Source organism: Candidatus Thioglobus sp. (assembly GCA_028228555.1).
Lineage (GTDB): Bacteria > Pseudomonadota > Gammaproteobacteria > PS1 > Pseudothioglobaceae > Thioglobus_A.
Genome location: JAOJBP010000006.1, coordinates 60047 through 86572, shown reverse-complemented (window position 1 = coordinate 86572; position 26526 = coordinate 60047). Strand labels below are relative to the sequence as shown.

The following is a 26526-nucleotide window of genomic DNA, read 5'->3' as shown; positions in this document are numbered from 1 at the left end:
CACTGCTTTTGTTTTGGTAGGTATGGTGTTTGGTTTTAGTGTTAGTGCTCAGGCAGACTATGGAACTCAAAAAGTTGCCTATCATGTTAATTATGATAACGCTAAAAGGCAGGGTGGCGCATTAAGAAATATTCAGAATCATATTAATGCTGTAGGTGCAAAAAATATGGATATCAGGGTTGTAATGCATGGCATGGGATTGTCTTTATTATTGTTACCTGAAGAAGCAAAAAATACCAAGTTTCCTACCGGAAATGCAACAGATGCAATGCAAGCAAAAATTGCTAGTTTAAAGGATCAAGGGGTCACTTTTAAGGTTTGCGCTAACACTGTTAAGGGTAAGAAAGTCAATGTAAGTGATCACTTGTATGATGCCGAGAGTTCTGATATTGTTCCAAGTGGTGTTGCTGAATTATCACATTTACAACTAAAAGGGTTTACGTATTTAAGACCATAATTGGTTCATTTTGTTAAAATTAAAAGCCCTATTCGTAGGGCTCTTTTTTTGTATGATTTTTTTAACTAGGATTTTAAGGCTTTAGAAAATGGAGTTTTTATTTTCATATGGAACATTACAAAGTGAAAAAGTTCAATTTGAAACTTTTGGGCGTGAATTGGAAGGTCATGCGGATAAGTTATTGGGCTATAAGCTAGCAATGGTTGAGATTAAAGATCAGCATGTGGTTGATCTTAGTGGTGAAACACACCATCCGATAGCAGTTGTTACTTGCGATCTTGCAGATGAAATATTAGGCATGGTATTCGAAATTACCACTGAAGAATTAGCCCAATCAGATAAGTACGAAGTTGATGAGTATCAGCGAGTAATGGGGAGGTTTAAATCAGGCAAGCAAGCTTGGGTGTACGTGCAAGCTTAAAAGTTTTTTTATAGCAAGACTTTTTCAATATTGACTGATTGTATAAACTCTTTCTGCCAGTTTTCACCTAGCTTTTGTTCAGCGATAAGTTCAATAGGATAAATAGGTTGAATATTGGTTGAGCCTTGGTAGCGCGATAAACCTTGGCGACATGCTGGACATGTGGTGAGCATTTTAATAGGCTTGTCGCTTTTTTCAATAGTCGCAATGTCCTTTTTAATTTCTAACTCTTTTCTATATTTGGCTTGCTTGGCAATATCAGGGCGAGCAACTGCAAATGTACCTGCCTCACCACAACAGCGGTCATTACTAATGACCTCACTATTGACAATTTTAGAGATGAGATTGCTAGAATTTTCTGATTTAATCGGATCATGACAAGGCGCATGGTAAAGGTATTGTTCACCTGTAGCATCAAGTGTGACATCTTGCTCTAATAGATATTCGTGAATATCCGTTAAACTAGAGTCTTTAAAAATATCACCGAGTTCATAAGTCATAAGCTGATCAATGCATGTGCCACATGAGGTGAGTACATGCTTAATATCTAAGTAATTTAAGGTATTTGCCATGCGGTGGAATAAAACGCGATTGTCCGTTGAAATAGCATTACTTTTATCATCTAAGCCAGCAGCTTTTTGCGGATAGCCACAACACAAGTAACTAGGTGGTAGAACCACTTTAACGCCTTGATGGTATAGAAGGGCGACTGTTGCTAGACCAATTTGCGAATAAAGACGCTCAGAGCCACAGCCTGGGAAATAAAACACACTAGGTGAGTCTGAGTTAGACTTGGTTGGATGCGATAAAATTGGCACACTGGTGTTATCAATAATGTCGAGTAGCTCTCGCATTGGCTTGAGCCCTGTATCAGTTGGTAATGGCTTGTCCAATAAAGTAGTAAGCTCAATTGTCATGCTTGGCCTACCGACAGTTTTATCAGGTTTTTTATTTAAGAATGGCTTGGCAAGACGTGAAGCTATGTTTTGTGCCTTGTAGCTATAATCAATTAATAGCTTCTTCACCAGTCTAATCTTCCAAGGCTGGGTCATATTAAGATAAGCTATTGAAATTTTTGACGCTAAATTTGTTTGGCGATGACCTTGTTTAATTAAGACAGATTTCATCTTAATTGAAACATCACCAAAATCAATGTCAACTGGGCAAGGCTTGGCACATTTATGGCAAATGGTGCAATGATCGGCAATATCATTTAACTCTACAAAATGATTAAGTGAAATGCCTCGGCGAGTTTGCTCCTCATATAAGAATGCTTCTGAAATAAGATTGGTACCAATAATTTTGTCACGTGGAGAGTATAAAAGATTAGCTTCTGGTACGTGTGTGGTGCAAACATCTTTACACTTTCCACAGCGTAGGCAAGATTTGACCATGTCATTAATTTCACCAATTTCACTACTTTCAAGAATTAACGCCTCTTGCTCAACCAAATGTAGAGAAGGAGTGAAGGCGTTATCTAGCCCACTACCAGGCATTAGCTTGCCTTTATTAAAATGGTTGTTTGGATCAATTTGTTTTTTGTACTGCTCGAAGTCTTGTTTAAACTCATCAGATAAATACTGATATTTAGTCAAACCAATACCATGCTCACCAGAAATAACACCACCAAGGCTAGTGGCTAAAATCATAATCTCATCGACTACAGACTCTGCTTTTTTGAGCATCTGTGTGTTATGAGAATGTACAGGAATATTAGTGTGCACATTGCCATCACCTGCATGCATATGAGTTGCTATAAAGAGGCGTATATTACGATTTGAAGCGTGAATAGCTTGGATATCGTTGCGTATTTCAGTAAAGACATCACCAGTCAGCAAATCATTTAACGGATGGGCGAATTCATCCATATATGAAATAACACGTTCAGCCATTTGAACTTGTTTAAATACGCTTGAATCTGCGAGCTTAGCAAGTATGTCTTGCCACTGTTTACTAACATGGACTAACAACTTAACCGCCGCCCCAGTTTTTTCTTTGATCAGATCAGTCTCTGTCTTGATATTACCAAGATAATCATGAATTTCACTAAGCGTATCTAGTTTGTTTTCAATGGACAGACGAATATTAATATACTCAATACCATCGCTATAATCAGCTAATTTATCTAGTGGAATAACTACATCTTCATTAATTTTAAAAGCATTAGTATGAGCTGCAATGGCGGCTGTATTGGCACGATCTTTCCAGAAGGTTTGTCGCGTATATGAATCTTTTGCAATAAAACACTCACCAACTTGTTGAGTGGTAATATTCTTGATTTTTTCACCAATTTTATCAAGTGATGATTGCTCTTGACTAGAAATATCAATCAATAAAACCATTCTTGGTAATCCAGATTTATTGGCCTTGGTGGTATATTTGATTGCTTTGATATAGCGCGCATCAAGGTGCTCCATACCTACAAGATCAACTTGAGCAGTACTATCAATCAGATCTTTAATCTTAACAATACTAGATACAGCAGCTTTTAAATCATGACCAAAGAATTCTAAACATAGAGTGTTAATATGATCTAAAGGCTGATGCAGGATAAATTCTGCCGAGGTGATGAAACCATCACAACCTTCTTTTTGAATACCTGGAAGACCATCTAGAAATTTATTAGTAACATCTTTTCCAAGGCCACTTTTACGCAGATTTTTGGTGTCAGTGTTTAGAACCCTAGAGCTAATAATAGTCTTGGAATCATCCTCCAATGTGTCAATTTTAAAACTGACAGATTTGAGTAGTTGAATTTTGTCTTTATTGTGATCAAGGCGCTTTACCTGCAACCAAGAGCCATCTGGCATCACCATTTTCCAAGAAACTAGATTATCAATGGTTGTGCCCCATCTAAGAGCTTTCTTGCCGCCAGCATTCATCGCCACATTACCACCAATCGTGCAAGCATCTTGTGACGTTGGATCGACGGCAAAAACTAAATTATTTGCTGTGGCTAATTCACTGACACGTTTAGTAATTACACCAGCACCCACATTAACACTTTGTAAATTGTCGGTATTTTTAATATCACCAATAAAGCTTAATTTTTCGGTATTAATAACAGCAGTTTTTGCATGCAGAGGAATAGCGCCGCCTGTATAGCCTGTGCCACCACCACGTGGAATAATCGTTAATCCTAACTCAATGCAGGCTTTGACAATAGCAGCAATTTCGAGCTCAGTATCTGGAGTAATAACAACTTGTGGATACTCCACACGCCAATCCGTGGCATCAGTAGAATGAGAAGAGCGAGATAAGGCATCAAATCGAATATTATTATTGTGAGTTACTTTAAGTAAGGTTTGTTTAATGCGTTTTTTGTGCTGCTTAAAGTCACTTAGACATAGTTCAAATTTAGCAACGGCTAAATCAGCACTATGTAGCAATTCTAAAACTTTTACGTTATCATTTGCGCGTTTTCTGATAAGGTCTAGGCGTGAATTAAGCGCTTCAATTAACGATTTCCAGCGACGCTGGTTTTTGATAAGATCTTCTTGAAGGTATGGGTTTCTATCAACAACCCACATGTCGCCTAGCACTTCAAATAGCATCCTAGCACTTCGACCTGTGTTTCGATTGGTGCGAAGAGATTCTAATAATGTCCAAGCATCTACACCTAAAAATCGACACACAACTTCCTTGTCAGAGAATGATGTGTAGTTATAGGGTATTTCTCGGTATTGCTTCAATTTAAGTAAAGTTAACAAAAAGAAAATTTTATTTTACTATAATGGTTGATAGTTAAAGTTAGATGTTTACCTTCATTAAAAAGGGTATTTATATAAAAAAAGGATAAAGTATGTTGTGGATTAAAGCTTTTCATATTATTAGTATTATTACATGGTTTGCAGCCTTGTTTTACTTGCCTCGATTATTTGTATATCATGCGATGAGTAAAGACAAGATTAGCATTGAACGCTTTAAGGTTATGGAGCGCAAACTTTATCGTGGAATTATGATGCCAAGTATGATTTTGGCTATTGCACTTGGCATATGGATGGTGGTTGATGCATGGGAAATCTATAAAACTCAGTATTGGCTTCATGCCAAACTAGCTTTAGTGGTTCCTTTGGTTGTTTATCATTTTTATTGTGGGCATTTATTGCAAATATTTAAACACGATAAAAATAGTCGTTCTGATATTTTTTACCGATGGTTTAATGAATTTCCTGTCTTAATTTTGATTGCAATTGTAATTTTAGTAGTTGTTAAACCTTTCTAATTTTTGGCTATTTTTAGATAGCTTTCTGCCAAGGCTTCATAAATAGGTTGATTGAATATCTGCTTGCTAATCCAGTTGGCGATAAAAGCTACTAATAATCCTGGAATAAGTAAATTTATCGCAGCACTCATCTCTAAGATGACAAAGGTTGCTGTCAGTGGCGACCTAATGACAGCACTTAAATAAGCGATCATTGACATCATTAAAATTACTTGAGCATCAATATTTGAGTAGTAGGGTGCGATCTCAGCGCCAATGCCTGCACCAATAGAAATACTAGGCATAAACAAACCGCCTGGAATGGTTGAAACTATCGAAGTTAGCGTGGCAAAGTATTTCATCAATACAAACTCCACTCCTAATTGTTCACCCGCTAGCATGAGTAAAACTTCATCACGCCCAGAGCCAGCAATTTTTCCTTCTGATAGGTAGTTAAAAAGACCAACAATCAATCCTAAAAATAATGCAATAGTAATTACACGAACCTTGGTATGACTGATGAATCTAGTTATTAAATAAAGAATACTTCTGGAGAATAGCCCGCCAACAATACCCGCTAAAATAGCCAAAGGTATGAGTTGCCAAATAAGCTCAAAATTTAGAGAGTGTGCTGAGAAATCACCCAGATAAGGGGTATCACCTCGATAAACTAAAGTTAATATATAGGCTAAGGCGCTAACAATGGCAATGAGCACTAAAGCTTGTTTTTTGAGTTTTCTTCCAATTTCTTCGTAAGCAAATAAAAATCCTGCAAGCGGTGCATTAAAGGCAACAATTAATCCAGCACTACCGCCGATGGCAATCAATGCATGGATGAGGAGTTTACGTTTTAATTTTAAAAACCGATTAAATCCATAAAAAATTGAGCCACCAATATGAATGCTTGGCCCTTCAATACCAATGGGTGCACCCCCAAGCATGGCAATAAAAATAAAGATAATTTTTCCTACAGCTACTCGAAATGAAAGTAGTTTTTCGCGAATAGTTTTATTGCGTGAGTCGTTTGCTGCGATAAGTTGTGGAATGCCACTACCTTGAATATAGTGGCAGAAATATTTAGCTATGTAAATAATTAAAACGAAAGTAATCGGGGTAATGACAAAACTTAAAACAGGATTTTTTGCAATAAGATGTTTAAACGTATGCTGTGCATAGTCACTCGATAATAAAAAAAAATCAATGGCAATGACAGTTAATATGCTGGCCAATATTAATGAAATATAGGTTTTTAACTCATTTGGAAATTGATGCGAGAGATATCTGCGCATAGTCTATTTGACGTTAAACAAGCCAGTTGAAAGGTAACGATCGCCACGATCGCATACAATGGAAACAATCGTAGCATTGTTGACATTTTTCGAAAGTTCTAGCGCTGCTGAGAGTGCTCCACCAGACGATACTCCAGCAAATATACCTTCTTGAGTGGCTAAGTCTCGCATGGTTTGTTCAGACGATTTTTGTGATACATCCATCGTTATGTCAACTTTGGCTCGAGCAAAAATTTTAGGTAAGTATTCTTTGCTCCAGCGACGAATACCTGGAATTTGAGAGCCTTCCGTTGGGCGCACGCCAATTATTTGAATGGCTTTGTTTTTATCTTTTAAAACATTTGATACGCCAGTGATCGTACCGGTCGTACCCATAGCTGAAACAAAATGAGTGACTTCGCCATGAGTATCTCGCCATATCTCTTCGGCAGTGGTATTAGTATGCGCATTAGGGTTGTCAATATTTGAAAATTGATTAAGCTGAAAACCTTTACCTTCTTGTTCTAATTTATCTGCTAAGTCACGTGCACCTTCCATGCCCACTTCTTGAGTGACAATTAGCAATTCTGCGCCATAAGCCATCATAGCATCACGACGTTCTTGTGAAAGATTTTCAGGCATGATTAGAATCATTTTATAACCCTTGATTGCAGCTACCATTGCCAATGCAATACCGGTGTTTCCACTGGTTGCCTCAATGAGTGTATCTCCAGGCTTGATATCCCCCCGGATCTCAGCTTGGGCAATCATGTTAAATGCAGCGCGATCCTTAAGTGATCCTGCTGGATTGTTTCCTTCAAGTTTGACTAATACAATATTTGATGGATTTGGATTGAGACGTTGTAATCTAACCAAGGGTGTATTACCAATAGTTTGTTCGATGGTTTGATATGGCATTATTCCTTCCTAAAATCTAAATGAAGTTTGTAGATTTACATGTTATTTAAAATTGCATCACGCACTTCACTCATCACTGGATTGATGTTGATCATCTCACTAGCACATTGTGAAATAGCCACATCGGGGTCTTTTAAACCATGGCCTGTTAGTGTACAAACAATTTTTGACTTATCAGGAATATGCCCATGTTGAATATCATGTATTAAACCAGCTAGAGATGCTGCTGAAGCAGGTTCGCAAAAAATACCTTCTTTTTCAGTAAGTAGCTTCTGGGTTGCTAAAATTCGTTTGTCGCTGATTGCTTTAAACCAACCTTTAGACTCCTCCTTTACAGTATGTGCCAAATCCCAGCTTTGAGGATGGCCAATGCGAATAGCAGTTGCAATAGTTTCAGGATTATCAACCATTTCACCTTTAACAAAAGGTGCAGAGCCTGCTGCTTGATAGCCGACCATGATAGGCGTTTTGGCTGCTTTACCGTCTTTATAGTATTCTTTATAACCCATCCAATGAGCTGAAATATTACCCGCATTGCCCACTGGTAGACAATGGTAGTCTGGGGCATCGCCTAGCTCTTCAATAATTTCAAATGCAGCTGTTTTCTGACCTTGAAGACGATAGGGGTTAATTGAATTTACAATAGCTACGGGTGCATGATCAGCAACCTCCTTAACTAAGCGCATACCATCATCAAAGTTACCTTTAATTTGAATAATAACAGCGCCATGGATCATTGCTTGAGCTAATTTTCCTAGGGCAATTTTTCCTTCAGGAATAAGTACAAATGCTTTAATACCAGCACGAGCGGCATAAGCAGCAGCAGCAGCAGAGGTGTTACCTGTTGAAGCGCAAATAATAGCCTTGGAGCCAGCTTCAACTGCCTTAGTAACGGCCATAGTCATGCCGCGATCTTTAAAAGATCCAGTTGGGTTTAAACCTTCATATTTAATATATATATCAACATCTTTGCCAAGCAAAGCTGGAATATTTTCTAAGCGAATTAAAGGGGTGTTACCCTCACCAAGACTGATAAGTTTAGTAGTTTCACTGACAGGAAGTCTGTCGCGGTAATTTTCAATTAGACCTGTGTATCTCATTATCTTATCTCCTTAATCAAGGTTTTCTACATGAATAATTTTAACATCCTCTTGGATGAATTCATGGCTTTGGATTTCCGCTATTGCCGCCTTTAGATTGGCAGTTTTAACATTGTTTGTAATAATCGCAATATGTGCATTATTTTGCGCATCAATTTGCTTTTGTATAACTGACTCAACACTAATATTATGTTTAGCAAGTGTGGTAGTAATATCCGCTAGTGTTCCAGGCTTATCAGTTGCTAATAAACGCAGATAAAAGACACTTTCAATATTATCAACATCACAGTTAGGAATTTCAATAAGTGACTTCCAGCCCAATACGTCATGACTAACTGTGTCTTTGATGATATCAACTAAGTCTGCAATAACAGCACTTGCAGTTGCCTCATCACCTGCACCTGCACCATAGTAAAGTGTTGGCCCAACAGCATTACCTTTAACCAATACAGCATTCATTACACCGTCTACATTAGCTAGAAGCTGTGTTTTTGGTATTAGCGTTGGATGGACGCGCATTTGCAACTCTCCATCAACTTTTTTAGCAATACCTAGATGTTTGATTGAGTAGTTGAGCTCGGTTGCAAATATGACATCTTCACCACTAATTTGGCTAATACCCTCAGTAGAGACTTTATCCATCTGTAATTCACAGCCAAATGCAATAGAGGCTAATATGGCAAGTTTATGAGCAGCATCAATACCTTCTACATCAAAAGTTGGATCCGCTTCTGCATAGCCTAAATCTTGAGCTTCTTTTAAAACATCAGCAAAATCTCTACCTTTGTCACGCATTTCAGTCAGGATAAAGTTTCCTGTACCATTAATAATGCCAGCAACTAGTTCAATTTTATTAGCACTTAATCCTTGCTCTAAAGATTTTAGAATTGGAATACCACCAGCAACAGCTGCTTCAAATAGTAAATGTACATTTTTTTGCTTGGCTAGCGTTAGTAATTCGTTACCATGAGTGGCAATTAAAGCTTTATTAGCCGTAATAACATGTTTATTATTATTGATAGCCTGTATGACTAATTCTTTGGCAATAGTTGTACCACCAATTAACTCTAAGACAACATCAATTTCTGGATTATTGACAACTTCAAAGGCGTCTTCTGTAATATTAATATCACCATCTGCGCAAATTCTAGGCTCAGAAATATTCTTAACTGCGCCGTGGGTAACGTTAATTTGCACACCAGTTCGAGCAAAAATTTCACTTTCATTCTTGCTTAATACATTTACAACGCCACCACCGACGGTACCTAATCCTAATATTCCAATATTCACGCCACTAAATCCTTTTTCAAAATGCTTGATAAGAGGTGAATTATACCAATTGGTTATTGATGTATAAAGGTATTAGAGTAGGGATTTTAATTGGTTTTATCTAAAACGATGGCAGAACACTTTAGTGGGCGTGAATAATGTGCAGGAACAGTATGTTGGTTATCAAAAAGTACCGGTGCCAGTGCCTTTAGCATATCTTCGTAAATTGGTTTTTTAAAGTCAACTACTTTTTCGATAGGATGCCAATAATCAACCCAGGCCCAATCATCAAATTCAATATCTGAATGTGTATCAAGTTTGATATTTTCTTCACTTGAGATTAGTCGAAGCAGAAACCACACTTGCTTTTGACCAACACAGATTGGCTTTTGAGAGCGTCTAATATGATAATCAGGCAAGTCATAACGAAGCCACTTTGGTGTTTTAGCAATCAGACTTACATGATGAGACTCTAAACCTACTTCTTCATTTAGTTCACGAAAAAGAGCCTCAACATCAGTCTCACCTTGATCAATACCACCTTGCGGCAATTGCCAAGAATTTTGCTTATAGCGCTTAGCTAATAAAACTTGATCTTTATCATTAGTGATAACAATACCAACATTGGCACGATACCCCTCTTTGTCAATCATGATTAAACTGTAATAATGAAGTTTTAATCGTCGTTAGAAAAAGCACCTAAAAGATGTAATAAGCTAGTAAACATGTTGTGAAGTGCTAAATAAAGACCAACGGTTGCAGAGATGTAGTTAGTTTCACCACCATTAATAATAGCAGACATTTGGCTCAACATAAAAGCACCCATAATCATAACAACTGCAAATGAAATGAGAAGACTGAAAGCTGAAGATTCAAGAAAGAAGAAATTTAATACAGACAAAATGATAATACCAATCATGGCAAAAAAGATCATTCCATTTAAAAAGCTAAAGTCTTTCTTTGTGTTTTGAGCATAAAAACTAATGGCAAAAAAAGCAACGCCTGTACCAGTTAAGGCTTGGATAACTAAATCTGCACCATTTGGCATTGCTAGGTAATGCGTGAGCATTGGTCCGATCGAATAGCCTAATAACCCTGCCACAGCAAAAGCGGTTAAAATACCTTTGCTGCTATTTTGAGTTTTAGGTAGCACGAACCAAATTACAGCAATTGCAGCAATAGAGCTAACTATGGCTGAGCCGAAACCAGCTCCTGAAGCTACTGAGAACCAAGAGGCTAGCCCACCAAAGACAAGCGTATAAGAGAGAAGTCTCATTGTATCTGATAAAACTTTATTTTTAACTTGTATATTACTGATAGTTGTCGTTGAAAGTGTACTCATGATTTTTCCTCTAGGATTAAGTGTGTAAAATAATCATATTTTATACTGAAAATAAGACAATAGCATGAAACTAGTTTTAGGCTTAGGAGTTACCGGTTTTTCCATTGCTCGCTTTTTATCGCAACATAAAGTTGCATTTAAAGTGGCTGACTCCCGACAAACGCCCAAATTATTATCTAAATTTTTATCACAATTCCCATCAATAGAGCCTTTTTTAGGTGCCTGGGATAAATCCCTATTAGAAGGGGTTGATGAAATTTTTATCTCTCCAGGTATTGCTCAACAAGAGGCAATTGTAATCTGGGCAATTGAAAAAGGCATTAATATTGTCAGTGATATAGAATTATTCTCTAGATATGCCCAGGCACCTGTTATTGGTATTACTGGCTCTAATGGTAAATCTACTGTAACCCAATTATTAGGGAATATGGCCAAAGCTAGTGGTAAGAAGGTAGCAGTTGGTGGCAATATCGGCATACCGGCACTAGATTGTTTGAAAGACGAAGTTGAGCTTTATATATTAGAGTTATCAAGTTATCAGTTAGATTATAGTAAAAAACTAAATTTATATGCTGGTGTGGTGCTAAATATCACCCCAGATCATTTAGATCGATATGATAGTTTCGAGCATTATGCAGCTTCAAAGTTAAGTTTGTATCAATATTGCCAACATTTGATTGTAAATCTTGATGAACCACTAATCCCTCAAAAACCTTCTGCTATCCATTTCGGGATAAATATGCCAAAACAAGATCAAGACTTTGGCACTGTAACTTGCCATGGTAGCTGCTACTTTTTAAAAGGCGATGAAGTGCTGATGGATGTTGATGAAATGCAACTTATTGGTGAGCATAATGTGGCGAACATTTTAGCGGTATTGGCGTTAGGTGATCAAATCGGTATAGAAATGAATATCATGATTGATTGTATTAAAACCTTTAAAGGGCTTGAACATCGATTGGAGTGGGTGTCAGATGAAAAAGGTATTGTATTTTATAATGATTCCAAGGCAACTAATGCCTTGGCAAGCGTAACAGCGATTAAGGCGCTTATTAATAAATATGAAAATATTGTTTTAATAGCTGGAGGTATTGCTAAAGATGAAGATTACACTGAGTTGTTTAAGTTGATTGACCAAGATATTTTTGGTGTTATTCTAATTGGGCAAAGTGCTACAGATTTCGAGCGGGGCATTCATATTGCTAAAACTATTCATGCTAAAAATATGAATGAGGCAGTCTCTTTGGCTAAAGGCATGGTCAATAATGGTGTGGTGCTTTTATCTCCAGGCTGTGCAAGTTTTGATATGTTTGATAATTTCGAACATCGAGGCCTTGAATTTAAACGCGCTATTCTTGGATAAAGTTTACTGCTTTTTCAATATCCGCAGTTTTCAGTTTCAACCCTTGAGTTTCACTTCTCAGCCAAGTGCTTTGACGCTTGCAAAGCTGTCTTGTGGCAATAATAGATCTTTCAATCATTTCAGTCTCATTCAACTCATTGTTCAAAAATTGCCATGCTTGGCGATAACCTACACAGCGAATTGAAGGTAGATCTTGATGAAGTGCTATATTAGCCTTTAAAACTCTAACTTCATCCATAAATCCTTGCTCCATCATTAAATGAAATCGAGCTTCAATGCGCTGATGAAGCTCACTGCGATCCGGCATTAAGATAATTTTTTTAATGATACAATTAAGCCCACCTTGTTTTTTCCCCTGGAGTTCGGTAAGGGTTTTGCCACTAATATCAAATACCTCAAGTGCACGAGTAATACGTTGTGAATCATTAGCATGAATTCTCTGCGCAGCAATAGGATCGATTTTTTGTAATAATTGATATAACGTTTCCAGACCTTTTGCTTTAATGAGTTGATTATATTTTTCTCTGGATTCTGAGGTTGACTCTGGAAGATCAGATAAGCCGTACTCCAATGCATTGAAGTAAAACGAGGTTCCACCAACCAGAATAGGTAACTTGTTTTGGCTAAAAGCTAACTCAATTTGATGGGTGGCATCATTAACAAAGTCCTGGGCTGAATAAGTATCACTGGGTTTGCAAATATCAATAAGATAATGAGGGTGACCTTTAAGTGTTGCAATATCAGGCTTGGCAGTTCCAATATCCATGCCTTGATAGATTAATGCAGAATCGACACTGATCAATCGAGAGCTAACTTTTTGGCTAATTTTAATAGCTAGATCTGTCTTGCCTGAAGCAGTAGGACCCATTAAAAAAAGTACAGTATTAGCAGGCGGATTAGGCACAAATCTCCTTGTATTAGTAAGTTTTTATATAACTAACCTAGATTATAATGTCAACATTAAAAATATTGATAGAATAAATTCATGTTTACAGTAGAAAATCAAGTGAGTGGTAATCAGTTTAAAGTTTCAGAAAATGAAACTATTCTGGATGGCGCCATTAGTAATGGCTTTGGATTTGCTTATGGTTGCCGAAATGGTTTTTGTGGTAAGTGTAAAGCGACTCTTATGGAAGGTGAGGTTGGTTATTTAAAAGGTATTCCACCTGGATTAACGCCTGCAGAAGTTAGTGATAACATGATTCTTCCATGTAAGTGCTTTGCTAAAACGGATATATCGATTGTCGCTACTGAACTTGAAAGTGTTGCTGATATTGAAGTTAAAACATTACCTTGTAAAGTTGATACAATCGAACATTTAAGTGCCGATGTGGCAAAAATTGTTTTGAAAATTCCAGGTAATGAAGCTATGCAATACATAGCTGGGCAGTATATAGATTTGATTCACCCTGATTTTGATCCTCGCGCCTTTTCTATTGCTAATGCGCCGCATAATACAGGCATTATTGAGCTTCATGTACGTCTGATTTCTGGTGGAAAATTTACTGATTTTGTATTTAACAAAATGCAAGAGAAGTCTTTGTTAAAAATTGAAGGCCCTAAGGGTAGTTTTTATTTAAGAGAAGATAGTGAAAAGCCTATGATTATGCTTGCAGGCGGCACTGGATTCGGCCCTGTTAAGGCCATGATCGAGCATCAGATTGAATCCAATAGTCAAAGAAAAATTGATATTTATTGGGGTGTTAGAAGTGAACAAGACTTGTACATGTCATTGCCTTATGAATGGGCTGAAAAGCATGAGCATATTAATTTTGTACCAGTGCTATCAATGCCTGACAAAAATTGGCAAGGCAGAGTAGGCTATGTTCATGAAGCAGTGTTAGAGGATTTTGAAACGTTAGTCAATTTTGAGGTATATGCTTGTGGCCCCCCAGTGATGGTCACATCTGCTGCCAATACTTTTGTTAAAAAAGGCATGCTTGAAAAGAATTTCTTTAATGATAGCTATGATTTTGCCCATCAAACAAGTGACTTATGAGCGACATGAAACAACATTTAACTGAACAACTTCAACTTGCCTTATCCCCGAGTTATTTAGAGGTAATTAATGAGTCTAGTAATCACTCGGGTCCTGCGACAGAGTCTCATTTTAAGTTGATTGTAGTAAGTGACTATTTTAATGATTTAGCTTTAATTACTAGACATCGCTTTATTAATAATCTTTTTAAAGAAGAGTTAAGTCACATTCATGCACTTGCAATGCACACTTATACCTCTCATGAGTGGCAATCAAAAAATGGCGCTCCCGATTCCCCAAAATGCTCTGGTGGTAGTCAATCTTAAGAATTAACAAGTTATTTTTATTCTCTAGCTTTTTGCTTTTGGGTGCTTGTAACCCACCAGTAAATGACAGTACCAATCAGCCGATAAAGCCTGAACTAAAAGAAACGGTCTCTATTAAGCCTATTATTGAGAAAGATCTTTGGCGTCATATTACTAATAAAGCGACATTAAAGGCATCTAATCAAAAACAGTTATATTGGCATATAGATTGGTTTAAAAAAAATCCTGACTATTTAACGCGCATTACTAAACGTGCCAACCCTTATTTGTATTTAGTAGTTCAAGAAGTTGAAAAAGCAGGGCTCCCACTCGAGATCGCTTTATTGCCTATTGTTGAATCTGCTTATTATCCTTTTTCATACTCTCATGGTACTGCATCAGGGTTATGGCAGTTTATTCCATCGACAGGTAGGCTTTATGGCTTAAAAGATAACTGGTGGTATGATTCTCGGCGTGATGTATTGGCATCCACCAAGGCAGCTGTAAAGTACTTGAAAAACTTAAACAAGCTTTTCAAGGGAGATTGGCTGTTAGCTATAGCAGCTTACAACTCTGGTCCAGGGCGAGTGCAAAGAGCCATTCGTGATAATAAAAAACTAGGCAAACCTACTGATTTTTGGCATTTGAAATTACCAAACGAGACCAAAGGCTATGTGCCAAGATTATTAGCTGTAACAGAACTCATTAAAAATCCAGAAAAATATGGGCAAACTATCACCCCTGTTGATAACAAGCCAGCCATAGAGTCTATTCAACTAAACACCCAGTTTGATTTGGCTTTAATTGCTGATTGGTCTGAGATAGAGCTTGATACTTTATACTCTCTTAATCCTGGTTTAAAGCGATGGGCTACTCCAAGTGAAGGTGCTTATAATTTGTTATTACCTATTCAAAATATGCAACTGTTTAAGCAGTCAATGCTTAAAAATCCAAACATAGCAAGATTGAAATGGATACGACATCAAGTTAAACAAGGGGATAGTTTAAGTGTGATTGCGCAGAAGTACGCAACAACCATAAAACAAATTAGCAGCGTTAACCAATTAGAAAACCATTTCATTAAAATGGGTGATTATTTAATTGTTCCTGTTGCTCAAAAGAATACTAAAGCTTACTCATCGTCAGAAGATCAACTAGAAAAAAAACGCTTAAATTCAAAGAAATCAGGGCGTAAAGTTATTCACACTATTCAAGCAGGGGATAGCTTATGGTTAATTTCGAAAAAGTATCAAGTCAGTATTAAAAAAATTATTAAATGGAATCATATTAAGCGTTCAGAGCCATTAAAATTAGGCAAAAAACTTGTACTTTGGCAGCCTATTGTAGAAGCTTATAAAGATTTATCATCAGTGACATCACTGGGTATCGATATTGATAGAAAAGTAGTTTATCAAGTAAGAAGTGGTGATAATTTATCAACCATTGCTGCTAAATTTGGCGTTAGTGTTCTACAAATAAAACAGTGGAATAAGCTTGATGACAGGCCACTACAGCCCAAACAAAAACTTACCATTATGGTCAATGTTGTTAATTCGAAAATGAAATAAAACTTATGAATATATTACCTATTAATAAAATCATCTTAGCCAGTTTTGCCTTTGCGCTGACACACTGGAAAAAAGTTGTTGAAATATCCATTTTACCAGTGGCTATTTCATTGCCATTGCTGCTCATATTGCCTCAAATGTTTGATCTCATGGAGGTTGCGTTTCAAGGCGGAGATTTGACTGAGGTTGTATTGCCAGACAATACACCTATATATTTATTATTGTTTTTGTATGGCTATATTATGTTGTCAGTCAATATGTATCGATTGGTTGTTTTGGGTGGACAAAATGTATCGGCCATGTCGCCAATCTTTAATATTCGCCAAATTTTTAGATTTATTGGTTTGACACTGTTTGTAGGATTTATAACGACAGTCCCTGTTATGCTCACAGGCATTGATTTTTTACAGTTAATTATTTACTTTTTAATTATGCCAATGACATTGAATTTTGTGAATATTGCGACAAACCAACCTTCAAATTATAAATGGAAGTTAAATTTTGCCTCTCAGGCTAATTTATTTTTATTACAAGCTATTATTCCTGCTTTAATTGGCATGATCTTTACATCATTGTTCAGTGCAATAGGCTTCCCAGAAGCTTTTGGATGGGCAATTAAAGCTATTCTTTTTTACTGGAGTTTGGTTAATTTAGCTTTGTGCTATCAACTAATTCAAGAGGCTAATACTTCAGCGTAAATCCTTTAGGATAACGCATATCATAGGTTGCTTTATTTAGTTTTCTTAGCGGAATTTTTTGCCTTAATTTATGATAAATTTTTACAAAATCTTTTAGGCGTTGCTGTTGTTTGTTATAACCAAGTACGACAGTTATATTAGGTTTTAAGGTTAGCTGATCAATATTGCTTCTTGTTAAAGTAAGGATTTTTAAGTCAGATAAGATTAGCTGATAAGTTCGATAATCCTCTAAAAGTGAGCCATATTGTTCTGGCTGATGTCCAGATTTTAAAACCACTAGATTTTCTAATGCTTGATCATTTCGCTGATAGTATAAATTTTCTGGCTTGATAAGGCTGCCTTGGGTTGTTATGTAGCCTTGGCAATTCTCTTTTTCAAGGGGTTTATTGCAAGCTAAATTTTCCCAATAAGCAGCAATTGGGTGAGTAATTATACCAATCTGAATAGTATCCCAAAACAAACGCTTTACATTGGCTTCTTGCACCCATGGGTGGCGCTCTAATGCATCTTTAATTCCATGTAAATCTAACTGATAGGGCTTATTAGTCAATGACTCTATTTGCTTTTCAAACGTTTCTTTATTAACCAGGTAGTCACGATCTATTTCCCAATTAACACTTATCTTAAGTATTTCACTTGAATTGTAGTGATAATTTGTCCAAACAATAATCGAGACAACTAGTGTAAATATTAGTGGCCAAAGTAATAGCTTTAAATATTGAAATAGAGATCGTCTATGTTGATTTTTACTTTTCAGCTTCATGAGTAATCCGCTGAACTAATTGCTCAAAAGTAATCCCCGCTGCTTTTGCAGCCATTGGCACTAGAGAATGAGACGTCATTCCTGGAACAGTGTTAATTTCAAGTAAGAAGGGTGAATTATCTTTGTCTAAAATAAAATCAATCCTCCCCCAGCCATTAGCATCTATAGCTTGAAAAGCCGTTAGCGCTATCTCTTTAAGCTGATTCTCTTGATTTTCTGTTAAGCCACAGGGGCAAAGGTATTGGGTGGTGCTTGACAGGTATTTAGAATCATAGTTATAAAAATCCTGATCTGAAACAATTTTAATTACAGGCAGGGTATCCTTACCTAATATAGTAACTGTGTATTCTTCGCCCTCAATCCATTGTTCAATTAAAACTCGGTTATCATAGTGCCAAGCAAGCGCTAAAGCTTCATCTAATTGATCAGGATCAGTTACTTTACTGATACCTATGCTAGAGCCTTCTGACACAGGCTTTATAGCCCAGGGTAGTGGGAAGTTAATTATAGGTAATGTCATGTTTTGGATGGCAACTATAGACGGTGCTAATGGTAGATTAGAAGCTTTCCAAATTTCCTTACTTAAATGTTTATCCATACCATTAGCACTTGCTTCTGCATTGGATCCAGTATAAGAAATATTTCTAGCTTCTAGTAACTTCTGAATGGCGCCATCTTCTCCACCACGACCATGAAGAACAACAAAAGCCAAATCAAATTCTTGAGACCATAAGCTATCTAAATTTTCACCTTTCCAGTCAAATTCAAAACAATCAATATGTTGAGATTTAAGTGCCTGATAAACAGCCTTCCCACTATTTAAAGAAACTTCTCGCTCTGCAGAGTTACCCCCCATTAATACAGCAATCATATAATTTTTAACTCTGTTTCTAAATCAATTTTAAAGTTTGATTTTACGGTTTGTTGAATATGAATAACTAGATTTTCAATATCAGCAGCACTAGCTTTATTGTGATTAATAATAAAATTAGCATGCTTCTCAGACACACAAGCGCCACCAATGCAAAAACCCTTTAAGTTAGATTTTTCAATTAGTTCAGCAGCATAATGACCCTTAGGGTTTTTAAATACACTGCCACAACTTGGCAAACCAATAGGCTGAGAGTCATTTCTTTTTTTAAGAAGTTGCTGAATATTTTGATTAGATGAAATAGTATTAAACTCTAACTCTACTGAAATAAAGTATTCATTGGGATGTAAAGGTGTAATTTGTCGATAGAGGATATCAAATTCACCAGGATTGCGCCAAAAGAGCTCGCCTGATTTGTTAACCGTATGAACACGCTTAACAAACTGCCAAATTTCAGAACCAAAAGCACCTGCATTCATTGCCAATGCACCGCCAGTAGTTCCAGGAATGGCGCTTAAAAACTCTGCTCCAAATAAGTTTTTTTCTAATGTAAATCTGGATAATTTAGCCAGTGTTGCACCAGCTTCTGCGATGATGCAAGAATGGTTAATTGTCAAAGATTTAAGCTGGGTTAGTTTAACGATAACACCTTGAAATCCATGATCGCGAATTAGAATATTACTACCCAGTCCTATAAATAATATAGGCTTGGTATTAGACTTTAGAAAATCAACAAGCGCTTGAGTGTTATTTGGGATGAAAAAATCCTGCGCCAGCCCGCCAGCACGTAAAGAGCAGTGAGAGATCATGGGTTCGCTATGTTTTATCACGCTAACACTTTAGACGAAGGTTGATTTTAGTAAACTAGGCAGTGTATGGATGTCACCTGCACCCAGGGTAAGTAAAACGTCATTTTCATTAATAATATGAGGCAACACCTTTAAAACTTCTTGCGCATTCTTGATCACAACCGGGTTTAATGTTGAGCGCTTTCTGATAGATTCAGCTAATGTTGAGCTACTAATCTGAGCAATTGGATCTTCATTTGCAGGGTAAATATCCAATAAGATCAAGCCGTCTGCAAGACTTAAAATACGAGCAAAATCATCAAACAGATCTCTGGTTCTAGAATAGCGATGTGGCTGAAAAATTACTACGAGACGTCTATCAGGATAAGTGTTCTTGAGTGAGTCAAAAATAGCATTAATTTCAACAGGATGGTGCCCATAATCATCAAAAAAATCAATTGAATGGCCTTGGATTGATAACTGGCCATGGTGATCTAATCTTCTGGCAACGCCAGAAAAATCATTAAGTGCAGACTGGATAATATTAATGTCAATATTGAGTTCACAGCAAACACCAATCGCAGCTAACGTATTAAGAATGTTATGCTTACCAATAAGATTAAGCTGAATTGGGTAAGGATTGCTATATTTTGAATTGTCCCGAGTGTGAACAACGTCAAAGTGCATTTGCATGCCAACCTGTTTGATATTAATAGCACGTATATCAGCATCTGAATTAAAACCATAACTAATCATAGGGCGGTGAATGTCACTAATAATATCGCGCACACCTTGATCATCACTACAAAGGATACAAGTACCATAAAAGGGTAAGTTTGATGTGAAGCTAACAAAAGTATCTTTTAATTGTTGATAATTATTATCATAGGTTGCCATATGGTCTTGGTCGACATTAGTGATCACGCTGAGCATAGGCTGCAGATGCAAAAAAGATGCATCTGATTCATCCGCTTCAGCAATTAAATAATCACTCTCACCTAATTTAGCATTCACGCCAGTCGAATTTAGAATGCCACCAATAATATAAGTAGGGTCGAGCTCAGCATGATTAAGAATGTGAGCAACAATACTCGTTGTGGTTGTCTTTCCATGTGTGCCAGCAACGGCAATACCAAAGCGAAAGCGCATAATTTCAGCTAGCATTTCAGCTCTAGGGACAACTGGAATGTGTAGTTGTTGTGCTCTTATTAGTTCAAGGTTACTAGAACTAATAGCGCTAGAAATAACAACTGCTTGCACGTTATCAATATTATGCACATCATGCTTAAAGCTAATCTTACAACCCATCTTTGACAGTCTATCAGTGATACTATTTTGATGAATATCTGAGCCAGAAATTTGATAACCGAGATTATGTAATACTTCAGCGATACCACTCATACCAGAGCCACCAATACCAATAAAATGAATTTTATTGATTCTAGATTTGAAGACTTGTCTTAAACCTTTCATACTTTAAGGGCGCTAATGATACAAAGTACCTGAATACCTTCGCCCTTACCAAACGCAGTTAACTCTTCGCCTGAAGTTGCAGTAATACCAACATCATTAGATGAGATGTTAAATAGCTTGGCTATATTTGTTTTCATATCAGCAATAAAAGGAGAAATTTTTGGCGTCAAACATTCAATAGAAATTGCAATATGTTGTACTTGCCAATCTTGTAAGTCTTGCAGGGATAATTTCAAATATTCACTACTATCAGTAATTCCCTGCTGGCAAAGATTGTCTGCTGTTGCGCCCAGTATATTGATACCAGTAATGGAGGAAACAGCATTAGTTAGGGCATGAAACACTACATCACCATCACTATTAGCTCTTAAGCCTTGAATATGCTTAAGGTTAACTCCTGCTAATAACAAAGCTTTATGATTGTCCTCAAAAGCATGTGAATCTTGACCTAAGCCAGTTTTAATTTTCATGAGATCGATGAATTATTTAAATAAAAATTAGCTAAAGCCAAATCATCCGGACTGGTGATCTTAATATTGGTCTTTGAAGATTCAACCAATAAAGAATCTAAACCCAAATACTCAATAGCACTTGCTTCGTCTGTAATATTAATACCATTATTATAAACAGTATTTAATGCATTTAATAATATACCAAATCGATACATCTGTGGTGTTTGAGCTTGCCAAAGATTACTTCTCTCAATGGTGGACTCAACCATTTGATGGCTAGATTTCTTAATGGTGTCAACCACTTTAGTTGCTAATAATCCACCAATTTTTTGATTCTCAAGTTGCTGTATAAGATTTTCAACATCTTCAGCCTTGATACAAGGGCGAGCAGCATCATGTACTAAAATCCAATCATTGTCTTTAACGAAAGGCCTTAAAGAGTTGAGAGCATTAATCACTGAATGATAGCGCTCTTTACCGCCAGTAGCAATGGCTAAAAGCTTAGAATGGTTATAAAACTGAGAAGAACTAAACAGATTATCTTGCTCAGAAATTGCTACCACACAGCCTTTAATTTTTTTTATATTTAATAAGGTTGATAGAGTTTGATCAAGTACACTTAAGCCATTGTCTAGTTGCAAATATTGCTTCGAGATGCTTGACTGCATTCTTGTTCCAACGCCGCTAGCGGGTACAACAAGATAACAATGATCAATTGGCATAAAGCATAAAATTAGAGTGTATTATTTTTTTATTATACCCAAGCGATGCTAATTTTAATCTGGATCAGAAATACTGATTTGGTAGTATTTTTCACCAGGTTTGATGAGGCCAAATTTTTGTCTAGCCATAGATTCTAAAATTTCTAATTTTTCATCAGATTTTGCATTTAATTCTAGCTTAAGCTTTAAATTCTCTTGCTTTAGTTGTTGATTAACTGCTAGATTTTCTTTAAGGATTGCCTGCTTTTCGCTTATATCAAAAGGGAATGTATTAATGATAAAGTTTTGGCGTATGAGAGTCGCCAAAACAACAAGTAAAATAATGCTAATCCAGTAGCGATAAAAAAAGCCAAATAGTTTATTTGGCTTTTTTAAAGAGTTAATATTCACAATTTATTGAACCAATTAACCATCAGCAAGGTTTTTACCATCTTGAGCATCTTGTAAAAACATCCAAATTGAACCACCAATAATATAGATGGTTGAGGCAACAACACCAAAGGCTGCTATGTATTCAGCAGTACCAGAGATAATTCCGATATAAGAAAGTATAATTAAAGCTAAAGGCGCCACTAAGGATACTACCAGTGAGCTAATCATTAAAATATTTCCTCTTAAACTGCTATTTTCTGCTGAAGAGCTCATGCCTTTACCTTGATGAAACAATTAAAAATATTATAGCATAAATTTTTTTTACTTTATTGATGTAAGTCAATTTTTCATCAATAAAGTATGAGAAATTTGATCATGCCAAGCCAAATTATTTCGGTTAAATACCTGATAAATAAACCCAGATCCAAGTGATAAAAACGATATAAAGCTTAAAATGAAGCGAAAGAATGCTTGTTGATGGGTGATACTTTTCCATTCATGGGAGGATTGATTATTTTGTATAACTTGAAATTTCCAAGCTTTCATTCCGACAGTTTGACGCCCTTTAACCCATGACATGGTGAAATATAAATAAACACTGGGTAGAGTGATTAAATAGAAAAAAGCATCTCCCATATCACCAAATAATACATTGACAACCATTCCAATAAAAAAGACTAAAGAAAAAGTTAGGCAAGTGTCGTAAAACATAGCACCAAGTCGGCGCAACAATGAGACATTAGATTTCATGATTAATTAATAAGTTAGGATTGACAACAGTTTGGTTAAGGTAGATTCCAAAATGTAGATGAGGGCCCGTGGCTCTACCTGTTTGACCTATAGTCCCGATAATGTCGCCTTGATTTAAAATCTGACCAGGTACTACTAGGCGTTTATTCATATGAATATAAACGCTAATCAGGCCCTGACCATGATCAATAAAGACGGTATTACCGTTAAAGAAAAATTCATCACTAATAATAACTTTACCCCCTCCAGAAGCTTTAATTTCTGTACCAATGCCTCCCGCATAATCTAGTCCTGTATGGGGGCGCCTAGGTTGACCATTATAAAAGCGTTTAAATCCAAAAGGACTTGTAGTGACACCTGATACAGGCCGAATAAATTTAACATGTTTGTTGGTTATATTGGAGAAAGTTTTACGCGCTTTGGAAAGAATCGGACGCTCTCGGTTAATTCTATCCATGTGTAATAGATTTGGATTAACATATTTTTTGTTTTTTCCTTTCAGGGTAATATACTGTTTTTTATAATCATGTTCAGTTACTCCAAAGGCAATATGTCGTGTAGAAAAATCCTTAATAGTCACTTTTTTTTCTCCTATTGTAGACAATAAAGGAATGCCGACTAATGCTTGCCAATGAGTTTTATTTATTTGCTGAATATAGACTGGAACTTGGCTATAAAAAGCTTTTGGGTTGGAATGGTTAGTATAGAAATCAACCACTGCTATTCCCCCTGGTATGGGCATATGCTTGACATCAAGATTCGCCAAAACACTTAATGGTAAAAGTAAGAGTAATAAGAATTTAATTTTTTTCAATTTTTTCCACCTTGGAATGAATAACACCATCACTTAGGCGTGTTTTAATAGTTTGCCCTGATTGGGTATGAGTAATTGACGTCAATACTTGGCTTTTGATGCCTGTAGTAATACTATAACCTCTAGACAGAGTGCTGAGTGGTGATAAGTGTCCTAGTGCATTGGCATGACTTGCCAGTTGATTTTGCTGTTGCTTAACAATTTGTGATGTCGCGATTTTTAGTCGACTGTTTAATTGGATTAAAGTTTGTTTACTATCATGAACGACCTGGTTAATTTGTCGATGTAGCTGGTTAGCTGACAACTGACTAATAGCAATAGAATGCTTAATTCTCACGCTAGGTGAATGTTGTTTTAAGTTAGAAAGCAATGTCGTTAATTTATGCTCTTGAGTATCAATAACACTAGCTATAGATCCACTTAGTCGATGTGATAAATAATCAAGTTGTTGCGATAAATAATTTAATTGCCTATCAGGCGTGATTATTCTAAGCTTAAGCTGATTAAGATAAGCTTGTTTACGCTGTTTATTTTGAAGAACTTGGTGATGTAATTGTGTTGATAATTTTGCCACACGAGAAAGTATCTCCAATTTATCCGGCGTTGCCAACATAGCTGCAGCACTAGGCGTTGGAGCGCGAATATCAGCTACAAAATCAGAAATAGTGGTGTCCGTTTCATGGCCAATTGCGCTAATAATTGGAGTTTTAGTGTTGTAAATAATACGTGCTAATGACTCCTCATTAAAGGCCCATAGATCTTCTAGCGATCCACCGCCACGAGCAACAATTAATACATCACAGCGTTGAGAATTATCAGCTGCAATAATGGCTCGACTAATTTTTTCAAATGCACCTTGGCCTTGAACGATGCTATCAAATAATAAAACGTCAGCAAAAGGATAGCGCTTATTTAATACTCTAATAATATCTTGAATAACCGCGCCGGTCGATGAAGAAATAACACCAATAGTATTGATTTGAGTAGGTAGTTTTTTTTTGTGAGACTGATCAAATAGACCCTCTTCAGCAAGCTTGTTTTTTAATTGCTCAAAGGCTAGATTAAGATTACCAACACCCACTGGCTCAATTTGTTGAACAATTAGCTGAAAATCTCCTCGTGCTTCATAAAGAGTTGGCGCAGCGCGCACTAAGATTTCCATGCCATTTTCAGGCGTAAATTTAATATTTCTCTGATTAAGACGAAACAGGGCGCAGCGAACTTGAGCTTTATTATCCTTTAATGAGAAATACCAATGGCCAGAAGCAGGGCGTGCTAAGTTAGAAATCTCCCCTTGTAACCAACAAGTAGGAATATTATCTTCAACCGTTTTATTGCACAGTGATAAAAAGCTAGAGACACTATAGATTTCATCTAAATTAAACATAATTTATTGTTTAAGTAGGGCGAAGATTGCACCAGTGCCACCATCTTTGTCAGGGCAAGAGTTAAATGCCAATACTTGAGGGTGCTGGCTTAAAAAGCTTACAACTTGGGTTTTTAAAATACTCATGCCATTTTCAGAGTTATAGCCCTTGCCATGAATGATATGAATAAAATTTTCATGCTGATAATGATGCATGAACTCACTCATAGCTTCACAGGCTTCAACAGTCGTAAATCCATGGAGATCTAATGTGGGTGCATAGTCAATATCGCCGCGCTTCATTTTTTTAATAATTTTTGGCGATAAACCGTTTTTGGCATGGGCTACAGTTTGCGATCCATCCAATCTGGCTTCGATGATATAGCTATAGGCTGTGAATGCAGCTTTTTTGACTTGATTATTTTTTGGGTTTGCCCCATCTTTATCGATAGGTATACTAGCATCAACACTATCTCTAAACAGCTGTTTGTCGTTGTCGTTGATCATATTTTTTTATGCATTAAAGAACCCTTAAATAAGAGTTTAATTATAGCAATGTTAACTAGCTGTTTACAAAGCTTTGATCGACACCTTAAGATGTATTTTTTCCAATGACTAGTTATTTCTTACGATTAGTAATTTGTTTAGATGGACTTTCTGGTTTAGCATAGCTTAGCTGGGTAATGAGTTCAGTACGATGATAACTATCAAGACTACTTACTGTAACACTGCCAGCTTTCTCTATATCGATATATCCATCCTGATGAACGATATCATCTTTGATGTTTATATGAGTTATCTCACCAATAATCATAATGGTATTATTAGCTGTTAGTTGATGATGTTCTCTTAGTTTCATACCTAGCTGAATTCGACTTTCCTTTACAAAAGGTGCGGGGAAGTTATCATGCCATTCTTCATTTAAACCTGTTGCTTTAAATTCCGATGTTTTTTTATCATATCGAGCTGATGTTTGATGCGCTTTTTCGCAGATTGAATCATTAACATGATTGATTGTGTAATGTTGAGTCTGTAGTATATTTTCTAAGGTATCCCTGGAAACTGAATGTGGTCGAGATATCATGCCTAACAATGGCGGATTTGAGCCGATATGAAAAACAGAAGTGAAGATGGCAATATTAGTATTTTTTTTTAGATCGCAGCTAGCAATCATATTGGCGCTTTTGAAGCCACTTAATGCATTTATAAATAATGCTCGATATCGATCATCTAAGGCTTCAATCTGTTCTGTTTTTAACTGCAT

At 36.5% G+C, this 26526-nt stretch carries 29 protein-coding genes; 8 read left to right on the top strand and 21 right to left on the bottom strand.

Annotated elements, in window-relative coordinates; all coding sequences use genetic code 11:
- Positions 1 to 22 precede the first annotated feature (22 nt).
- Both N9Y32_04645 and N9Y32_04640 read left to right on the top strand, forming a co-directional pair.
- Entirely contained in the window at positions 23 to 457 is a 435-nt protein-coding gene (locus N9Y32_04645) for a DsrE family protein (protein MDB2590302.1), read from the top strand.
- An 88-nt stretch (positions 458 to 545) separates the two neighbouring features.
- A complete protein-coding gene (locus tag N9Y32_04640) occupies positions 546 to 878 on the top strand; it encodes a gamma-glutamylcyclotransferase (protein ID MDB2590301.1) in 333 nt (110 codons plus the stop codon).
- 8 nt (positions 879 to 886) lie between these two features.
- On the opposite strand, the gene N9Y32_04635 is transcribed toward N9Y32_04640, so the two are convergent.
- The gene (locus N9Y32_04635) at positions 887 to 4588 is read right to left on the bottom strand and encodes a DUF3683 domain-containing protein (GenBank protein MDB2590300.1); all 3702 of its coding nucleotides are present in this window, start codon (positions 4586 to 4588) and stop codon (positions 887 to 889) included.
- A 92-nt stretch (positions 4589 to 4680) separates the two neighbouring features.
- On the opposite strand from N9Y32_04635, the gene hemJ reads away from it, so the two are divergent.
- Positions 4681 to 5103 carry a protoporphyrinogen oxidase HemJ gene (gene hemJ / locus N9Y32_04630; protein ID MDB2590299.1) on the top strand — a complete coding sequence of 141 codons (423 nt, stop codon included), beginning with the start codon at positions 4681 to 4683 and terminating at the stop codon, positions 5101 to 5103.
- Here the strand turns inward: hemJ and N9Y32_04625 are convergent.
- The 6 genes from N9Y32_04625 to N9Y32_04600 all read right to left on the bottom strand — a co-directional run bounded on the left by N9Y32_04625 (position 5100) and on the right by N9Y32_04600 (position 10979).
- Complete coding sequence (locus N9Y32_04625) at positions 5100 to 6371, bottom strand: chloride channel protein (GenBank protein MDB2590298.1); 1272 nt, start codon at positions 6369 to 6371, stop codon at positions 5100 to 5102. The genes hemJ and N9Y32_04625 overlap by 4 nt on opposite strands.
- Positions 6372 to 6374: 3 nt before the next feature.
- Positions 6375 to 7268: a cysteine synthase CysM gene (cysM, locus tag N9Y32_04620; GenBank protein MDB2590297.1), complete on the bottom strand. Its 894-nt coding sequence runs from the start codon at positions 7266 to 7268 to the stop codon at positions 6375 to 6377.
- A 35-nt stretch (positions 7269 to 7303) separates the two neighbouring features.
- Positions 7304 to 8368 carry a threonine synthase gene (gene thrC / locus N9Y32_04615; GenBank protein MDB2590296.1) on the bottom strand — a complete coding sequence of 355 codons (1065 nt, stop codon included), beginning with the start codon at positions 8366 to 8368 and terminating at the stop codon, positions 7304 to 7306.
- 12 nt (positions 8369 to 8380) lie between these two features.
- The gene (locus tag N9Y32_04610) at positions 8381 to 9658 is read right to left on the bottom strand and encodes a homoserine dehydrogenase (protein MDB2590295.1); all 1278 of its coding nucleotides are present in this window, start codon (positions 9656 to 9658) and stop codon (positions 8381 to 8383) included.
- An 86-nt stretch (positions 9659 to 9744) separates the two neighbouring features.
- Positions 9745 to 10290, bottom strand: a complete 546-nt coding sequence (locus tag N9Y32_04605; protein ID MDB2590294.1) for an RNA pyrophosphohydrolase — start codon at positions 10288 to 10290, stop codon at positions 9745 to 9747.
- Positions 10291 to 10313: 23 nt separating this feature from the next.
- Positions 10314 to 10979: a Bax inhibitor-1 family protein gene (locus N9Y32_04600; GenBank protein MDB2590293.1), complete on the bottom strand. Its 666-nt coding sequence runs from the start codon at positions 10977 to 10979 to the stop codon at positions 10314 to 10316.
- Between the two features lie 64 nt (positions 10980 to 11043).
- Between N9Y32_04600 and murD the strand changes: the two genes are divergently transcribed.
- A complete protein-coding gene (gene murD / locus N9Y32_04595) occupies positions 11044 to 12342 on the top strand; it encodes a UDP-N-acetylmuramoyl-L-alanine--D-glutamate ligase (protein ID MDB2590292.1) in 1299 nt (432 codons plus the stop codon).
- Here murD and miaA read toward each other — a convergent pair.
- The gene (miaA, locus tag N9Y32_04590) at positions 12329 to 13210 is read right to left on the bottom strand and encodes a tRNA (adenosine(37)-N6)-dimethylallyltransferase MiaA (protein MDB2590291.1); all 882 of its coding nucleotides are present in this window, start codon (positions 13208 to 13210) and stop codon (positions 12329 to 12331) included. The genes murD and miaA overlap by 14 nt on opposite strands.
- Before the next feature lie 117 nt (positions 13211 to 13327).
- Between miaA and N9Y32_04585 the strand changes: the two genes are divergently transcribed.
- The 4 genes from N9Y32_04585 to N9Y32_04570 are packed head-to-tail and all read left to right on the top strand — an operon-like array spanning position 13328 to position 16891.
- Positions 13328 to 14341, top strand: a complete 1014-nt coding sequence (locus N9Y32_04585) for a CDP-6-deoxy-delta-3,4-glucoseen reductase (GenBank protein ID MDB2590290.1) — start codon at positions 13328 to 13330, stop codon at positions 14339 to 14341.
- A complete protein-coding gene (locus N9Y32_04580; protein MDB2590289.1) occupies positions 14338 to 14646 on the top strand; it encodes a BolA/IbaG family iron-sulfur metabolism protein in 309 nt (102 codons plus the stop codon). Before N9Y32_04585 ends, N9Y32_04580 begins: the two co-directional genes overlap by 4 nt.
- A 38-nt stretch (positions 14647 to 14684) precedes the next feature.
- Positions 14685 to 16193, top strand: coding sequence for a LysM peptidoglycan-binding domain-containing protein (locus tag N9Y32_04575; protein MDB2590288.1), 1509 nt, complete (start codon positions 14685 to 14687; stop codon positions 16191 to 16193).
- A 5-nt stretch (positions 16194 to 16198) separates the two neighbouring features.
- On the top strand, positions 16199 to 16891 hold the full coding sequence (locus N9Y32_04570) for a hypothetical protein (protein ID MDB2590287.1): 693 nt from the start codon (positions 16199 to 16201) through the stop codon (positions 16889 to 16891).
- Here N9Y32_04570 and N9Y32_04565 read toward each other — a convergent pair.
- The 13 genes from N9Y32_04565 to N9Y32_04505 all read right to left on the bottom strand — a co-directional run bounded on the left by N9Y32_04565 (position 16875) and on the right by N9Y32_04505 (position 26526).
- On the bottom strand, positions 16875 to 17654 hold the full coding sequence (locus N9Y32_04565; GenBank protein MDB2590286.1) for a cell division protein FtsQ/DivIB: 780 nt from the start codon (positions 17652 to 17654) through the stop codon (positions 16875 to 16877). The two genes, N9Y32_04570 and N9Y32_04565, sit on opposite strands and share 17 nt — an antisense overlap.
- Positions 17638 to 18525, bottom strand: a complete 888-nt coding sequence (locus N9Y32_04560) for a D-alanine--D-alanine ligase (GenBank protein MDB2590285.1) — start codon at positions 18523 to 18525, stop codon at positions 17638 to 17640. The genes N9Y32_04565 and N9Y32_04560 overlap by 17 nt, the downstream gene beginning before the upstream one ends.
- A complete protein-coding gene (gene murB / locus N9Y32_04555; GenBank protein ID MDB2590284.1) occupies positions 18522 to 19334 on the bottom strand; it encodes a UDP-N-acetylmuramate dehydrogenase in 813 nt (270 codons plus the stop codon). Before murB ends, N9Y32_04560 begins: the two co-directional genes overlap by 4 nt.
- A gap of 30 nt (positions 19335 to 19364) precedes the next feature.
- Positions 19365 to 20786, bottom strand: a complete 1422-nt coding sequence (gene murC / locus N9Y32_04550) for a UDP-N-acetylmuramate--L-alanine ligase (protein ID MDB2590283.1) — start codon at positions 20784 to 20786, stop codon at positions 19365 to 19367.
- Positions 20783 to 21256, bottom strand: a complete 474-nt coding sequence (ispF, locus tag N9Y32_04545) for a 2-C-methyl-D-erythritol 2,4-cyclodiphosphate synthase (GenBank protein MDB2590282.1) — start codon at positions 21254 to 21256, stop codon at positions 20783 to 20785. Before ispF ends, murC begins: the two co-directional genes overlap by 4 nt.
- Entirely contained in the window at positions 21253 to 21960 is a 708-nt protein-coding gene (ispD, locus tag N9Y32_04540) for a 2-C-methyl-D-erythritol 4-phosphate cytidylyltransferase (protein MDB2590281.1), read from the bottom strand. The genes ispF and ispD overlap by 4 nt, the downstream gene beginning before the upstream one ends.
- A 54-nt stretch (positions 21961 to 22014) precedes the next feature.
- On the bottom strand, positions 22015 to 22350 hold the full coding sequence (locus N9Y32_04535) for a septum formation initiator family protein (protein MDB2590280.1): 336 nt from the start codon (positions 22348 to 22350) through the stop codon (positions 22015 to 22017).
- A 15-nt stretch (positions 22351 to 22365) separates the two neighbouring features.
- Positions 22366 to 22605, bottom strand: coding sequence for a hypothetical protein (locus N9Y32_04530; GenBank protein ID MDB2590279.1), 240 nt, complete (start codon positions 22603 to 22605; stop codon positions 22366 to 22368).
- Positions 22606 to 22671: 66 nt separating this feature from the next.
- Entirely contained in the window at positions 22672 to 23082 is a 411-nt protein-coding gene (locus N9Y32_04525; protein ID MDB2590278.1) for an RDD family protein, read from the bottom strand.
- Positions 23072 to 23896: a peptidoglycan DD-metalloendopeptidase family protein gene (locus N9Y32_04520; protein MDB2590277.1), complete on the bottom strand. Its 825-nt coding sequence runs from the start codon at positions 23894 to 23896 to the stop codon at positions 23072 to 23074. The genes N9Y32_04525 and N9Y32_04520 overlap by 11 nt, the downstream gene beginning before the upstream one ends.
- Positions 23883 to 25283: an exodeoxyribonuclease VII large subunit gene (gene xseA, locus N9Y32_04515; GenBank protein MDB2590276.1), complete on the bottom strand. Its 1401-nt coding sequence runs from the start codon at positions 25281 to 25283 to the stop codon at positions 23883 to 23885. Before xseA ends, N9Y32_04520 begins: the two co-directional genes overlap by 14 nt.
- A gap of 3 nt (positions 25284 to 25286) precedes the next feature.
- Entirely contained in the window at positions 25287 to 25769 is a 483-nt protein-coding gene (locus N9Y32_04510; GenBank protein ID MDB2590275.1) for a Smr/MutS family protein, read from the bottom strand.
- A 112-nt stretch (positions 25770 to 25881) separates the two neighbouring features.
- Positions 25882 to 26526 carry a flavin reductase gene (locus tag N9Y32_04505; GenBank protein MDB2590274.1) on the bottom strand — a complete coding sequence of 215 codons (645 nt, stop codon included), beginning with the start codon at positions 26524 to 26526 and terminating at the stop codon, positions 25882 to 25884.